The sequence below is a fragment of the Streptomyces sp. NPDC001544 genome (genome assembly GCF_042894285.1).
Taxonomy (GTDB): Bacteria; Actinomycetota; Actinomycetes; order Streptomycetales; family Streptomycetaceae; genus Streptomyces.
In genome coordinates this window covers 33,545-47,236 of the sequence record NZ_JBIAVN010000004.1, presented here as the reverse complement: position 1 = coordinate 47,236, position 13,692 = coordinate 33,545, and the positions used below count along the sequence as shown (strand labels likewise).

Sequence of the window (13,692 nt, the reverse complement as noted above, 5' to 3'; positions counted from 1 at the left end):
CTGCCCGGTGCCTGGGCCACGTACTCTCTTCTGTTGTGCCGAACGCCAACGAAGACACTCCCAACGCCCTGAGCCAGGCGCAGCAGCGCGCGGTGAGCGAACTGCTGCGGGTGGCCCCCGTCGCCGACGACCTCGCGCGTCGTTTCCAGGAGGCCGGGTTCTCACTCGCCCTGGTCGGCGGCTCGGTCCGGGACGCGCTCCTCGGCCGGCTCGGCAATGATCTGGACTTCACCACCGACGCCCGTCCCGAGGATGTACTGAAGATCATGCGGCCCTGGGCGGACGCGGTCTGGGACGTGGGGATCGCCTTCGGCACGGTCGGGGCACAGAAGGAAGCCCGTGTGGGAGACGTGGATCGAAGTTTCCAGATCGAGGTGACCACCTACCGTTCGGAGGCGTACGACCGCACCTCTCGCAAGCCTGAGGTGTCGTACGGCGACTCCATCGAGGAAGATCTCGTCAGGCGTGACTTCACGGTGAACGCGATGGCCGTGGCGCTGCCGGAGAAGGAGTTCATCGACCCGCACGGCGGGCTGCAGGACCTGGCGACGCGGGTGCTGCGCACTCCGGGGACGCCCGAGGAGTCCTTCTCGGACGATCCGCTGCGGATGATGCGGGCCGCACGGTTCGCCGCCCAGCTCGACTTCGAGGTGGCCGACGAGGTCGTCACCGCCATGAAGGAGATGGCCGGACGCATCGACATCGTGTCGGCCGAGCGGGTCCGGGACGAGCTGAACAAGCTGATCCTGTCCGCGAACCCCCGCAAGGGGCTGACGCTGCTGGTCGACACCGGACTCGCGGACCGTGTGCTGCCCGAGCTGCCCGCCCTGCGGCTGGAGAGCGACGAGCACCACCGGCACAAGGACGTCTACGAGCACACGCTGATCGTCCTGGAGCAGGCGATCGCGCTGGAGGAGAACGGGCCCGACCTGACTCTCCGCCTGGCCGCACTGCTGCATGACATCGGCAAGCCGCGCACCCGCCGCTTCGAGAAGGACGGCCGGGTCTCCTTCCACCACCACGAGGTGGTCGGTGCGAAGATGACCAAGAAGCGCATGACGGCCCTGAAGTACTCCAACGATCTGGTGAAGGACGTCTCGCGTCTGGTCGAGCTTCACCTGCGCTTCCATGGCTACGGCACCGGGGAGTGGACGGACTCCGCCGTCCGGCGCTATGTCCGCGACGCGGGTCCGCTCCTCATTCGCCTCCACAAGCTGACCCGTTCCGACTGCACCACCCGTAACAAGCGCAAGGCAGCCGCGCTGTCTCGCGCGTACGACGGCCTCGAAGAGCGCATCGCCCAGCTCCAGGAGCAGGAGGAGCTCGACGCGATCCGCCCCGACCTCGACGGCAACCAGATCATGGAGATCCTGGGCGTCGGCCCCGGCCCCGTCATCGGCAAGGCCTACAAGCACATGCTGGAGCTTCGCCTGGAACACGGGCCGATGGAGCATGACGCGGCCGTGGCGGCACTCAAGGAGTGGTGGAGCGAGGAGGGCTGAGGCCAGTGAAGACAGGGCATGTTTCACGTGAAACATGCCCTGCGGATGCGGCCGGGATATGAAGAGGGGCGGTGTTTCACGTGAAACACCGCCCCTCTTCATGTTGCCTGCCTTACTTGTCCTTCAGGCAGAGCAGGAAGTCTTTGCCGTCACCGCTCTCGGTGTACGTGTACTTGAAGTTCTTGGCCTCGCTCGCGCACTTGCTCGACGCCATGGTGTCCGTGGCGTACAGGCCCTCGATCTTGGCGAGCACCACGTACTGCGCCTGCGATGAGCCGCAGTCGACGACCTTGAGCTCCGGGTTGGTGTTGCTGCTGTTGCCGCGGTGCATGCAGTCGCCGACCTTTGCGGTGTTCGGGGCGTGCTGGCTGGACACGTAGCCGTAGATGGCGCCGCCGGCAGCGATAAGGATCACCACGATGGTCCTGATCGTCCGGAAGCTGATCTTGCGCTTCGGGGCCGGCGGTACCGGAGCGTAGGGGGCGGTCGCCTGCTGCGGGAAGCCGGGCTGCGGCGGGTACGGAGCCTGGCCCTGCTGCGGGAAGCCGGGCTGCGGCGGGTACGGAGCCTGGCCCTGGGGCGGGTACGGAGCCTGGTCCTGCGGCGGCGGAGTAGTCACTCGGGGTCCCCCTCGAACACGGATGCGCGTGGCGCGAAATAAGACCTCCGTAAGTTAGCGGCTTCCACTGACAACCTCGTAACTCAGAGGCATTCTGTGTCGTTGATGTGACCCTTACCGATGTGCAAACCGGGCCATAGCCAGCGCAACCGCTCCGTAGAGCCCGGCGACCAGAACCACCAGGACCGTGGAACGGCCGTCCGGCGGGAGCATCAGGGCGGCAACGGCCGCAGCCCCGACGAACGCCACGTTGAAGAGCACGTCGTAAACGGAAAAGATCCGGCCGCGGAAGCCGTCGTAGACGGACGACTGGATGACCGTGTCGGTGGCGATCTTCGCACCCTGGGTGGTCAGCCCCAGGACGAAGGAGGCGGCCATCAGCGGCGGGGTGACGAAGGGCAGGCCGAGTGCGGGTTCCAGCACGGCCGCGGATCCGGCGCACACGGCGATCCAGCGTCCCGGTCCGAGCCGCCCGGCCGCCCAGGGGGTCACCACGGCCGCCGCGAAGAAGCCCGCACCGGACAGCCCCAGCGCCAGCCCCAGCAGCCGGAGGCCGTCGTCGGGGCCCGGGGAGAGGGCGTACCGGCACAGCATCAGCAGCATGACGAGCAGCGCGCCGTAGCAGAAGCGCATCAGCGTCATCGATGCCAGCGCCCACGCCGCATCCCGGCGCGCGGGAGCAGCGAGGTGGCGTACCCCCGCCAGCAGATCGCGAGCGGTCCCGGCGAGAGCCGTGCGCAGGCGTGGCGGTGTGACCGCGCGCTCGGGACCGAGCAGATCGGGAGCCATGGTCAGCGACATGAGAGCCGCGCACAGGTACAGCACGGCCCCCAGCAGGACCACCGCGGTGTCGGAGTCGGACACCACCAGCCGGACCGCGAGGGCGAGGCCGCCGCCGACGGTCGCGGCGAGCGTTCCGGCGGTCGGCGAGACGGAGTTGGCCATCACCAGGCGATCGCTGTCGACGACGCGGGGCAACGCGGCGGACAGACCCGAGAGGACGAAGCGGTTGACGGCGGTGACGCACAGCGCCGAGACGTAGAACAGGGCGTCCGGGACGTCGTCGGACATCAGCAGGGCGGTGGCCGCCGCCAGCAGGGCGCGCAGCAGATTGCCGTACAGGAAGACCTGCCGGCGACGCCAGCGGTCCAGGAAGACCCCGGCGAAGGGGCCGATCAGTGAGTACGGCAGCAGCAGTACCGCCATCGCCGAGGCGATCGCGGCGGCCGAGGTCTGCTTCTCCGGGGAGAAGACGACATAGGCGGCGAGCGCGACCTGGTAGACACCGTCGGCGCCCTGGGAGAGCAGGCGTACGGCGAGCAGGCGCCGGAAGCCGGGGAGGCGCAGCAGGACGCTCAGGTCACGGACGACGGGCATGGGGCACAGCCTCACATGAGGGAGGGTCCCCGGTGTGTGACACCCGGGGACCCTCTCAGCCCTGGCAGGAGCGTTTTTCAGCGTGACCGGACGGTCAGCGCTCGACGTCGCCGCGGATGAACTTCTCGACGTTCTCACGGGCCTCGTCGTCGAAGTACTGCACCGGCGGGGACTTCATGAAGTACGAGGAAGCCGACAGGATCGGGCCGCCGATGCCGCGGTCCTTGGCGATCTTCGCGGCACGCAGGGCGTCGATGATGACACCGGCGGAGTTCGGGGAGTCCCAGACCTCGAGCTTGTACTCCAGGTTCAGCGGGACATCGCCGAACGCGCGGCCCTCGAGGCGGACGTAGGCCCACTTGCGGTCGTCGAGCCAGGCGACGTAGTCGGAGGGGCCGATGTGGACGTTCTTCTCGCCGAGCTCCCGGTCGGGGATCTGCGAGGTGACGGCCTGCGTCTTGGAGATCTTCTTGGACTCCAGGCGGTCCCGCTCGAGCATGTTCTTGAAGTCCATGTTGCCGCCGACGTTCAGCTGCATCGTGCGGTCCAGGACGACGCCCCGGTCCTCGAACAGCTTCGCCATCACGCGGTGCGTGATGGTGGCGCCGACCTGCGACTTGATGTCGTCGCCGACGATCGGGACGCCCGCCTCGGTGAACTTGTCCGCCCATTCCTTGGTGCCGGCGATGAAGACCGGCAGGGCGTTGACGAAGGCGACCTTGGCGTCGATGGCGGCCTGGGCGTAGAACTTCGCCGCGTCCTCGGAGCCCACCGGCAGGTAGCAGACGAGGACGTCGACCTGCTTGTCCTTCAGGACCTGGACGACGTCGACCGGCTCGGCGTCGGACTCCTCGATGGTCTGGCGGTAGTACTTGCCGAGGCCGTCGAGGGTGTGGCCGCGCTGGACGGTGACTCCGGTGGAGGGCACGTCGCAGATCTTGATGGTGTTGTTCTCGGAGGCGCCGATGGCGTCCGCGAGGTCGAGGCCGACCTTCTTCGCGTCGACGTCGAAGGCGGCGACGAACTCGATGTCCCGCACGTGGTAGTCACCGAACTGCACGTGCATCAGGCCGGGGACCCTGGACGCCGGGTCGGCGTCCTTGTAGTACTCGACTCCCTGCACCAGCGACGCGGCGCAGTTGCCGACGCCGACGATGGCTACGCGAACCGAACCCATTCCGGTTGCTCCCTGTGTGTACGAGTGAGGCCCTGAGCGGGTCTCACGTGGCGGTGTCGCCGGGCGTATCCGTCCCGGGGGTGTCCCCGGGACGGGGCAGGACGCCCGGCGATCCAGATGTCGTGTCCTGCTGAGCGGACCCCCCGGACGCGGAACCCTTCAGGTCCCGCCCGGCCCGCTCGCTCTCGATGAGCTCGTTCAGCCAGCGCACTTCGCGCTCCACGGACTCCATCCCGTGGCGCTGGAGCTCGAGCGTGTAGTCGTCGAGGCGCTCCCGGGTGCGCGCAAGGGAGGCGCGCATCTTCTCCAGGCGCTCCTCCAGCCGGCTGCGGCGGCCCTCCAGGACGCGCATGCGGACATCGCGCGACGTCTGTCCGAAGAAGGCGAAGCGCGCCGCGAAGTGCTCGTCCTCGTAGGCGTCCGGGCCGGTCTGGGAGAGCAGTTCCTCGAAGTGCTCCTTACCTTCCGCCGTCAACCGATAGACGATCTTGGCGCGGCGTCCGGTCAGTGGAGCGGCGAGTGCGTCCTCGGACGTGCTCCCCGGTTCCTCGATCAACCAGCCGTTCGCGACCAGCGTCTTGAGGCAGGGATACAGCGTTCCGTAGCTGAAGGCACGGAACACCCCGAGGGACGTGTTGAGTCGTTTGCGCAGCTCGTAGCCGTGCATCGGGGACTCGCGGAGCAGGCCGAGCACGGCGAACTCGAGGATCCCGGCCCGTCGGCTCATCGTCGCCTCCTCTCGCCCCCGTGTCGCGCACCCGGTCACTTATCTCGCGCTGATGTATCGACTCGATACATCTCGACGATAGAACGGCCTTCCGGACGCGACAAGAGGGGGGGTGGTGAACGGGATCACATCACCGATTCGTAGGAGATGAGTTGCCCGGTTTGAGGCGAATCCCGGGGCTCGGTGGGGTTTGGCGGTGCGTAGTCTGTGCGGCATGCACACCACCGGGAACCAAGTGACGACTGGGGGACGTCGTGTCCCCGGTGCGGTACGGGTGAATGCAGGAACGACCGCATCCGTACTTCGGGGGGACCGGAAACCAGCCGCCGTTTCCAGGCGCGCATGGATGCGCCTGCCCGAGGAGTAATCGTTCGATGAGCGAGCACCGTCGCAAACCGCCGCCGCCGCAGGGAGGCGGACGTGCCGCGGCCCGACGCGGCCAGTCCGGCTCGTCCTCCGGCCGCCGTGCGGCTCCGCGTGGCGCCACCGGGTCTCCTTCCGATGCCTACGGCTTTGGAGGCGATGACCACCAGTACGGTGGCCGTGCCGAGGCCCGCCGCGCGGCCCAGAGAAACACCGGCGGGCGCCGCAGAGGGGCCGATGACACCGGTCCGGGCGGCCGGCGTGGCGGCCCCGGCGGCCCTGCCGGCCCCGGGCGCGGCAGAGGCCGGGCCGGCGAGCCCGCCAAAAGGCGCTTCATCGACTACCCCCGGGCGGGCAAGTGGGGCTGGCGCCGGTGGACGCCCTCCTGGAGGCTCGTCTCCGGGCTGTTCATCGGCTTCGTCGGCAGCCTGGTCGCCCTGTTCGGCATCAGCTACGCGATGGTCACGATCCCCAGTGAGAACGACGCTGCCAAGTCGCAGAACAACGTCTACTACTGGGGCAACGGCAAGCAGATGGTGGCCACGGGCACCGGTGTCAACCGGCAGAACATCACCATCGAGCAGATCCCCGATGCCATGGAGTGGGCCGTGATCTCGGCCGAGAACAAGAGCTTCTACCAGGACTCCGGCGTCGACCCCATGGGCATCGCGCGCGCTGTGGTCAACATGGCACGGGGCGGGCAGACGCAGGGTGGCTCGACGATCACCCAGCAGTACGTCAAGAACACCTACCTGAGCCAGGAGCAGTCGGTCAGCCGGAAGTTCAAGGAGATGTTCATCTCCATCAAGGTGGGGACGCAGATCAAGAAGCCGCAGATCCTCCAGGGCTACCTGAACACCTCGTACTACGGTCGTGGTGCCTATGGCATCCAGGCCGCGGCGCAGACGTACTTCGGCAAGAACGCCAACAAGCTCAACCCGAGCGAGTGCGCCTTCCTCGCTGCGCTGCTCAAGGGCCCGACGTACTACGACCCGGCGGGCAACCCGGATCTCGACAAGGCGGCGAGCGCGCAGGCCAACCGCAAGCGCTCGCAGGCACGCTGGAGCTGGATCCTCGGCGAGATGCACAAGGACAAGCGCATCACCGACGCCGAGTACCAGACGGCGATCAGCCACTACCCCAAGCCCCAGGGCCGCAAGGCCAACAAGGGCATGACCGGCCAGATCAGCTACCTTGCCGACACCGCGAAGAAGTACGTCCTGGCGCACTCCAACATCACGGAGGCCCAGTTCGACAGGGGTGGCTACCAGATCTACACGACCTTCGACAAGGCCAAGGTCAACGCCCTGACCGCGGCGGTGAAGAAGATCCAGAAGTCGCGGCTCGACCCGGCGAAGCGGGACTTGGACAAGTACGTCCAGTTCGGCGCCGCCTCCGTGGTTCCCAAGGACGGGGCGATCGTCGCGCTCTACGGCGGTGACGGCTACGAGAACGGCCACTTCACCAACAACGCCGACACCTCCGGCGTTCCGGTCGGTTCGACGTGGAAGCCGTTCGTGCTGGCGGCGGCCATGGAGTACGGGACGTACCGGACCGACGGTGCCCCTGTCTCGCCCATGAGCAAGTACAACGGCGACGACCATCTCAAGGTCAAGAGGCCGGATGGCACGTTCCAGCTCAACAAGGACGGCTCGACCTTCTTCCAGAACAACGAGAGCAACCACCGCTGGGGCTACATCACCCTGCGCAAGGCCATGGAGCAGTCCATCAACACGCCGTTCGTGCAGCTCGGCGTGGATGTGGGCATGACCCATGTTCGGGACGTCGCCCAGAAGGCAGGCATCCTGAAGGGCAGCATGGTGACGGACCTCAACCCGTCGTTCGCGATCGGTACGTCGACCCCCAGCGCGATCCGCATGGCCGACGCCTACGCCACGTTCGCCGGTTCCGGTAAGCAGGTGGACCCGTACTCGGTGGTCTCCGTCAAGCACGACGGCCAGCCGGAGCCCGGCTTCCACAAGCCGACGGTCACGCAGGCGATGGACGCCAACGTGGCGAACAACGTCACGGACACGCTGGAGAACGTCATCCAGAACGGTACGGGGCAGAACGCCAAGGCCCTGGGCCGTACGGCGGCCGGCAAGACCGGTACCACCGACAGCAACAAGTCGGCCTGGTTCGTCGGCTACACCCAGCAGCTGTCGACCTCGGTCGCGATGTTCCGGGAGAACCCCAAGGACCACAAGCTGCTCTCCATGAACGGCACGGCGGGCGTTCCGTCCATCCACGGTGGTGACATCCCCACCTCCGTATGGACCGAGTACATGAAGGTCGCCCTCAAGGGCAAGAACGATCCGGGCTTCCCGGAGGCGGAGAAGATCGGCGAGATCGCGGACGAGCCGGGGGCTCCCACCCCGACGCCGACCCCCACGGTCACGCAGCCGAGCGAGACGCCGACCGAGTCCCCGAGCCCCACGCCCAGCGACACGCCCAGCCCGGAGTCGCCCTCGCCGACCGACACCTGCCACTTCTTCAACTGTGACAACACAGGCGGTGTCGACACCGGCGGCACGGACGGAGGCGTCACCGGTTCACCGACACCCACGGACAGCACCGGCAACGGAGCCAACGGAGGCAACACCAGAGGCAACGGCAACGGCGGAGGCCTCTTCGGCGGACCGACCGGCTGAACCGTAGCCGGCCGTGGCCGCAGTGACGGCGGCGCCGACGTAAGAATGTGAACAGGGACCCGGTCTCGACCGGGTCCCTGTTCCATTTGCGTCTTCGCTCGGCCTGCCGGACGGGAAGGTGGCGCGATCTGATCTTGCTCTGTGACGTTCGCAGGGCTTTGACTTCTGGCTGCGCCCTGTAGGTGATCAAGCTTTTCGAGGGCGCGTCCGCGAAAGTGTCGGAATTGACGGAAATAGGTGTGTCATGCGCATGAAGACAAGCCGGAAGGGGCTCGCTGTCGCCCTTGCCGGGGCCGCACTGACCGTGGGTATGTCAGCCGCCCCTGCGGCGGCGGCTTATCCCGACTACACGTTGATCTGTGACACACCGGACGGGGGTGCGCGAGGCGTTGTGGTAGTCAATGACTGGTATGTCGGAAAGACCGACGTCAAGGTCTCCATCGCCGTCGGTGACAATCTCGCTGACGGTCATCACGTGAGTGTCCGGGTGCTGGGCAAGAACGACGGGGGCGGGCTGATCAGCTGGCCCTGGCACCAGAACTACGACGGAGCTGGTACGAGCAAATCCTGGGGCGGCACGGCCAGCTACTCCGCGGGCCTGTACGACATGGGGGTCCAGGCCGCCGTCTACGAGGGGGACAGGCAAGTGAGCTCCTGCACCGACTGGATCAACAAGGAGTGACCGGCCCCCTCGGCGAGGGGATCCGAGGCCGGCTGCGCAAGGGGGGATCCGCACTCAGGTCCTTACGGCAGGATGTGCCCCATGCCCAGTGCAGAAACGACGCCCGCGAGCGCATACGAGCCCGAGCCGGTCCGGCCCACCCCGGTGGAGCCGGTCCGGCCGACCAGGGAGGACGAGGTCGCCGCGGCCGGCAGTGAGCTGATCGGCGGCCCCATCGGGCGGCGGGCCCTGCTCGGGACGTCCTGGTGGACGCCCGTACGGGTCGTGGCGCTCGTGGCCATCGGCATGTTCGCCCTCGGCCTGGTCCAGAAGGCCCCCTGCTACAACAGTGGCTGGTTCTTCGGCGCGAGCTCCCAGTACACGCACGCGTGCTACTCGGACATCCCGCACCTCTATCAGGGGCGAGGCTTCTCCGATGGGCTGGTGCCGTACTTCGACAAGCTCCAGGGCGACATGCAGTACCTCGAATACCCGGTGCTGACCGGTGTGTTCATGGAGGTGGCCTCCTGGCTCACGCCCCACAGCGGCAGCATCCAGCACCAGGAGCGGTGGTACTGGTTCGCCAACGCCGGGATGCTGATGGTGTGCGCCGCCGTCATCGCCGTCTGCGTCGCCCGCACCCACGCCCGGCGCCCCTGGGACGGCCTCCTGATCGCCCTGGCGCCCGCCTTCGCGCTGACCGCCACCATCAACTGGGACCTGCTGGCGGTCGCCCTGACGGCCGCGGCGATGCTGATGTGGGCCCGGGGCCGCACGCTGGCCTTCGGAGTCCTGCTCGGACTCGCCACGGCCGCCAAGCTCTATCCCGTCTTCCTCCTCGGGCCGCTGCTCGTGCTGTGCTGGCGCGCGGGCAAGTGGCGGGAGTACTTCTCGGCCGTGGGCGGCGCGGTGGTCGCGTGGCTGGCCGTGAACCTGCCGGTGATGCTCTTCGCCTTCGACGGCTGGTCGAAGTTCTACACCTTCAGCCACGACCGGGGCGTCGACTTCGGCTCCTTCTGGCTGATCTGGGCCCAGAACTCCACCGACCCGCCCACCATCGACACGGTCAACCTCTTCGCCACGCTGCTGGTGGTGCTGTCGTTCGTGGGGATCGCGGTGCTCACGTTCACGGCTCCGCGCCGGCCGCGCTTCGCGCAGCTCGCCTTCCTGATGGTGGCGGCGTTCATCGTCACCAACAAGGTCTACTCGCCGCAGTACGTCCTGTGGCTGGTCCCGCTGGCCGTGCTGGCCCGGCCGAAGTGGCGGGACTTCCTGGTCTGGCAGGCGTGCGAGGTCGCGTACTTCCTGGGCATCTGGATGTACCTCGCGTACACGACCAGCGGGGACGCCCACAAGGGACTGCCGACCCACGGCTACCAGTGGGCGATCGCCCTGCACCTGGTGGGCACGCTGTACCTGTGCGCCGTCGTGGTGCGGGACATTCTCATGCCGGAGCGGGACGTGGTGCGCCGCTCCGGGGACGACGACCCCTCGGGCGGGGTGCTCGACAGGGCGGAGGACGTGTTCGTCCTCGGCCCGGCCGCCCACATGCCGGGGCACGCCGCCCACCTCGACGGACCGCACGCCCTCCCGGTGGAGTGGGGCAGCCGGGGACCGGCCGCCCCGGGGACCGGTTCGCTCTGAGCGAACAGGCCGGGCGCCAGACACAGGGAAGGCCGTACACGAACGGTCCGGGAGGACCCGTGTACGGCCTTTCGGCTGCCTGAGCGAGGGTCAGCGGTCGACGATCCGGTCGAACTGCGTGGTGGTGTGCCGCAGATGGGCCACCAACTCCTCGCCCACCTTCGGCTCGGGCGCGTCCGTCGGCACGAACAGGATCGACACCTGCATGTGCGGAGGCTCCGCGAACCAGCGCTGCTTGCCGCCCCAGACGAACGGGGAGAGGTTCCGGTTCACCGTGGCGAGGCCGGCGCGTGCGACGCCCTTGGCGCGCGGCATGACGCCGTGCAGGGCCTTGGGGGCCTCCAGGCCCACGCCGTGCGACGTACCGCCCGCCACGACCACCAGGAAGCCGTCCGAAGCCGCCTTCTGCTGGCGGTAGCCGAACCGGTCCCCCTTGGCGACGCGTGTGACGTCCAGGACGGCGCCGCGGTACTCGGTGGCCTCGTGGTCCCCCAGCCACAGCCGGGTGCCGATCCTGGCGCGGAAACGGGTCTGCGGGAACTGCTGCTGCAGCCGGGCGAGGTCCTCGGCCTTGAGATGGCTGACGAACATCGTGTGCAGCGGCAGCCGTGCCGCGCGCAGCCGGTCCATCCAGCCGATGACCTCCTCGACGGCGTCCGAGCCGTCGGTGCGGTCCAGCGGCAGGTGGATCGCGAAGCCCTCCAGCCGGACGTTCTCTATGGCGGAGTGCAGTTGCGGAAGGTCCTGCTCACTGATGCCGTGCCGCTTCATCGTGGACATCACCTCGATGACCACGCGGGCACCCACGAGCCCGTACACGCCGTCGATGGACGACACCGACCGGATGACCCGGTCGGGCAGCGGCACCGGCTCCTCGCCGCGGCGATACGGCGTCAGCACCAGGAGGTCGCCGCCGAACCAGTCCTTTATGCGCGCGGCCTCATACGTGGTGCCGACGGCGAGGACGTCCGCGCCCAGCCGCGTGGCCTCCTCCGCCAGGCGCTCGTGTCCGAAGCCGTAGCCGTTGCCCTTGCAGACCGGGACGAGCCCGGGGAACTGCTCCTGCACGTGCTTGTGGTGCGCCCGCCAGCGCGCGGTGTCGACGTAGAGCGTGAGCGCCATGGCCGGACCTGGGACCTTTCTCGTGGCTGCGGTGGGGCAGAGGTGTGGACGGTGTGAAGGCTATGGAATCAAACGACCGCGGCTCAACGGCGCGACATGTAGATGTCGAGCGCCTTGTGGAGCAGCTTGTTCAGCGGGAAGTCCCACTCGCCGAGGTACTCCGCGGCCTGTCCACCGGTGCCCACCTTGAACTGGATCAGGCCGAAGAGGTGGTCGGTCTCGTCCAGCGAGTCGGAGATGCCCCGCAGGTCGTAGACGGTGGCGCCGAGCGCGTAGGCGTCGCGCAGCATCCGCCACTGCATCGCGTTCGAGGGCCGCACCTCACGGCCGATGTTGTCGGAGGCGCCGTAGGAGTACCAGACGTGCCCGCCGACGATCAGCATCGTGGCCGCCGAGAGGTTCACGCCGTTGTGCCGGGCGAAGTACAGCCGCATCCGGTTCGGGTCCTCGGTGTTGAGGGCCGTCCACATGCGCTGGAAGTACGACAGCGGGCGGGGCCGGAAGTGGTCGCGCACGGCCGTGATCTCGTACAGCCGCTGCCATTCCGCGAGGTCCTGGTAGCCGCCCTGGACGACCTCGACGCCGGCCTTCTCGGCCTTCTTGATGTTGCGGCGCCACAGCTGGTTGAAGTTCTTGTGGACCTCTTCCAGGGAACGGTTGGCCAGCGGCACCTGGTAGACGTAGCGGGGCTGCACGTCGCCGAAGCCCGCGCCACCGTCCTCGCCCTGCTGCCAGCCCATGCGGCGCAGCTTGTCGGCCACCTCGAAGGCGCGGGGCTCGATGAAGTCGGCCTCGATGTCCCGCAGCCGCTTCACGTCCGGGTTCTGGATGCCGGCCTTGATCGAGTTGGCCTCCCAGCGCCGGATGATCACCGGCGGTCCCATCTTCACGGAGAACGCGCCCTGCTGCTTGAGGTGGGCCAGCATGGGCTGGATCCAGTCCTCCAGATTCGGCGCGAACCAGTTGATGACCGGGCCCTCGGGCAGGTACGCGAGGTAGCGCTTGATCTTGGGCAGCTGGCGGTACAGGACCAGGCCCGCGCCGACCAGCTCGCCGGTCCGCTCGTCGAACCAGCCGAGGTTCTCGGAGCGCCACTCCGCCTTTACGTCTGCCCAGGCCGGGACCTGCATGTGGCTCGCCGACGGCAGGCTCTGGATATAGGCCAGATGCTGCTCTCGACTGATGGTCCTCAGGGTCAGGCTCATTCGGGGCGCTCCTCGGGCTGGTGTGTCCCCATGGGTACAGGGGCTCCGGCTCTAGCGCCGAAGCCTACTGCGCCTTGCGAGCGCCCCGACTGGGCGTACGGGACCTTCGCCCCGGTCCTGGGCCGCCGGGGCGTTCCGCGGTGTTCACGATGATGCCGGACGAAGGGCGTCCGGTGGGTCAGCTGAAGAGGCCGCCGAACAGGCCGCCGTTCGCCATGCCGAGCATGAAGCCGACGCCGGAGGCACCGAGACCCACGATCAGACCGAAGCGTTCACGTGTGGTCACCGAGATCCACTGGCCGCACGCGCCGACGACGAGACCCACCAGGCCGGCCCACGAGCTGAGCAGGTGCAGGCTGTGGAAGAACGAGGTGATGAAGGCCGTGACGCCGAGGACCAGCGTCACCGCCATCAGGGTGTCCTGGAGGGGATGGGGTTTGCCGTCGGTGGCGAAGAGGGATCCGGCGGTGTTGGGTCGCAATGCCTGTTGTGCCATGAGGCACCTCCTGCTGACGCGGCGCACGGTAGCGCCGTCCACACCCGATGTGTACAGATTGGCGGCCTCCCCGGGCGGATTTCAACCGCAAGCCGGGGTGCGGGTACTCTGTACCGTCTGCACCGGTGTCTGCCCAGTCCTGCCAGGA

11 protein-coding genes are annotated in these 13,692 nt (G+C 68.0%); 4 read left to right on the top strand and 7 right to left on the bottom strand.

Translation table 11 applies throughout. The features are described 5' to 3' along the window. Positions 1–35: 35 nt before the first annotated feature. A complete protein-coding gene (locus tag ACFY0F_RS13005; RefSeq protein ID WP_388792513.1) occupies positions 36–1,502 on the top strand; it encodes a CCA tRNA nucleotidyltransferase in 1,467 nt (488 codons plus the stop codon). A gap of 112 nt (positions 1,503–1,614) precedes the next feature. Here the strand turns inward: ACFY0F_RS13005 and ACFY0F_RS13000 are convergent, their stop codons facing one another. The 4 genes from ACFY0F_RS13000 to ACFY0F_RS12985 form a co-directional block, all read right to left on the bottom strand. Next, positions 1,615–2,121, bottom strand: coding sequence for a hypothetical protein (locus tag ACFY0F_RS13000; RefSeq protein WP_388792511.1), 507 nt, complete (start codon positions 2,119–2,121; stop codon positions 1,615–1,617). A 114-nt stretch (positions 2,122–2,235) separates the two neighbouring features. Next, positions 2,236–3,498: an MFS transporter gene (locus ACFY0F_RS12995; protein ID WP_388792509.1), complete on the bottom strand. Its 1,263-nt coding sequence runs from the start codon at positions 3,496–3,498 to the stop codon at positions 2,236–2,238. A gap of 94 nt (positions 3,499–3,592) precedes the next feature. After that, the gene (locus ACFY0F_RS12990; RefSeq protein ID WP_388792507.1) at positions 3,593–4,675 is read right to left on the bottom strand and encodes an inositol-3-phosphate synthase; all 1,083 of its coding nucleotides are present in this window, start codon (positions 4,673–4,675) and stop codon (positions 3,593–3,595) included. Positions 4,676–4,718: 43 nt separating this feature from the next. Beyond that, the gene (locus ACFY0F_RS12985) at positions 4,719–5,402 is read right to left on the bottom strand and encodes a helix-turn-helix transcriptional regulator (protein WP_388792505.1); all 684 of its coding nucleotides are present in this window, start codon (positions 5,400–5,402) and stop codon (positions 4,719–4,721) included. A gap of 374 nt (positions 5,403–5,776) precedes the next feature. On the opposite strand from ACFY0F_RS12985, the gene ACFY0F_RS12980 reads away from it, so the two are divergent. From ACFY0F_RS12980 to ACFY0F_RS12970, 3 genes are all read left to right on the top strand, one after another. After that, positions 5,777–8,416, top strand: coding sequence for a transglycosylase domain-containing protein (locus tag ACFY0F_RS12980; protein ID WP_388792503.1), 2,640 nt, complete (start codon positions 5,777–5,779; stop codon positions 8,414–8,416). A gap of 244 nt (positions 8,417–8,660) precedes the next feature. Then, positions 8,661–9,098 (top strand): hypothetical protein, encoded by a 438-nt coding sequence (locus ACFY0F_RS12975; protein WP_388792501.1) that lies wholly within the window; start codon positions 8,661–8,663, stop codon positions 9,096–9,098. An 81-nt stretch (positions 9,099–9,179) separates the two neighbouring features. Then, the gene (locus ACFY0F_RS12970) at positions 9,180–10,721 is read left to right on the top strand and encodes a glycosyltransferase family 87 protein (protein WP_388792500.1); all 1,542 of its coding nucleotides are present in this window, start codon (positions 9,180–9,182) and stop codon (positions 10,719–10,721) included. Positions 10,722–10,811: 90 nt separating this feature from the next. Here the strand turns inward: ACFY0F_RS12970 and ACFY0F_RS12965 are convergent, their stop codons facing one another. The 3 genes from ACFY0F_RS12965 to ACFY0F_RS12955 form a co-directional block, all read right to left on the bottom strand. Further along, positions 10,812–11,843 (bottom strand): alanine racemase, encoded by a 1,032-nt coding sequence (locus tag ACFY0F_RS12965; RefSeq protein WP_388792498.1) that lies wholly within the window; start codon positions 11,841–11,843, stop codon positions 10,812–10,814. An 83-nt stretch (positions 11,844–11,926) separates the two neighbouring features. Further along, positions 11,927–13,048: a peptidoglycan bridge formation glycyltransferase FemX gene (gene femX / locus ACFY0F_RS12960; RefSeq protein ID WP_388792496.1), complete on the bottom strand. Its 1,122-nt coding sequence runs from the start codon at positions 13,046–13,048 to the stop codon at positions 11,927–11,929. Positions 13,049–13,226: 178 nt separating this feature from the next. Continuing rightward, complete coding sequence (locus ACFY0F_RS12955; RefSeq protein WP_388792494.1) at positions 13,227–13,544, bottom strand: hypothetical protein; 318 nt, start codon at positions 13,542–13,544, stop codon at positions 13,227–13,229. Between the last annotated feature and the right edge of the window lie 148 nt (positions 13,545–13,692).

Bases quoted from the DNA above. Each gene is read 5' to 3' on its own strand.
- ACFY0F_RS12985 (WP_388792505.1), bottom strand. From the start codon at position 5,402: ATGAGCCGACGGGCCGGGATCCTCGAGTTCGCCGTGCTCGGCCTGCTC.
- ACFY0F_RS12995 (WP_388792509.1), bottom strand. From the start codon at position 3,498: ATGCCCGTCGTCCGTGACCTGAGCGTCCTGCTGCGCCTCCCCGGCTTC.
- ACFY0F_RS12975 (WP_388792501.1), top strand. From the start codon at position 8,661: ATGCGCATGAAGACAAGCCGGAAGGGGCTCGCTGTCGCCCTTGCCGGG.
- ACFY0F_RS12965 (WP_388792498.1), bottom strand. From the start codon at position 11,843: ATGGCGCTCACGCTCTACGTCGACACCGCGCGCTGGCGGGCGCACCAC.
- ACFY0F_RS12990 (WP_388792507.1), bottom strand. From the start codon at position 4,675: ATGGGTTCGGTTCGCGTAGCCATCGTCGGCGTCGGCAACTGCGCCGCG.
- ACFY0F_RS12955 (WP_388792494.1), bottom strand. From the start codon at position 13,544: ATGGCACAACAGGCATTGCGACCCAACACCGCCGGATCCCTCTTCGCC.
- femX (WP_388792496.1), bottom strand. From the start codon at position 13,048: ATGAGCCTGACCCTGAGGACCATCAGTCGAGAGCAGCATCTGGCCTAT.
- ACFY0F_RS12980 (WP_388792503.1), top strand. From the start codon at position 5,777: ATGAGCGAGCACCGTCGCAAACCGCCGCCGCCGCAGGGAGGCGGACGT.
- ACFY0F_RS12970 (WP_388792500.1), top strand. From the start codon at position 9,180: ATGCCCAGTGCAGAAACGACGCCCGCGAGCGCATACGAGCCCGAGCCG.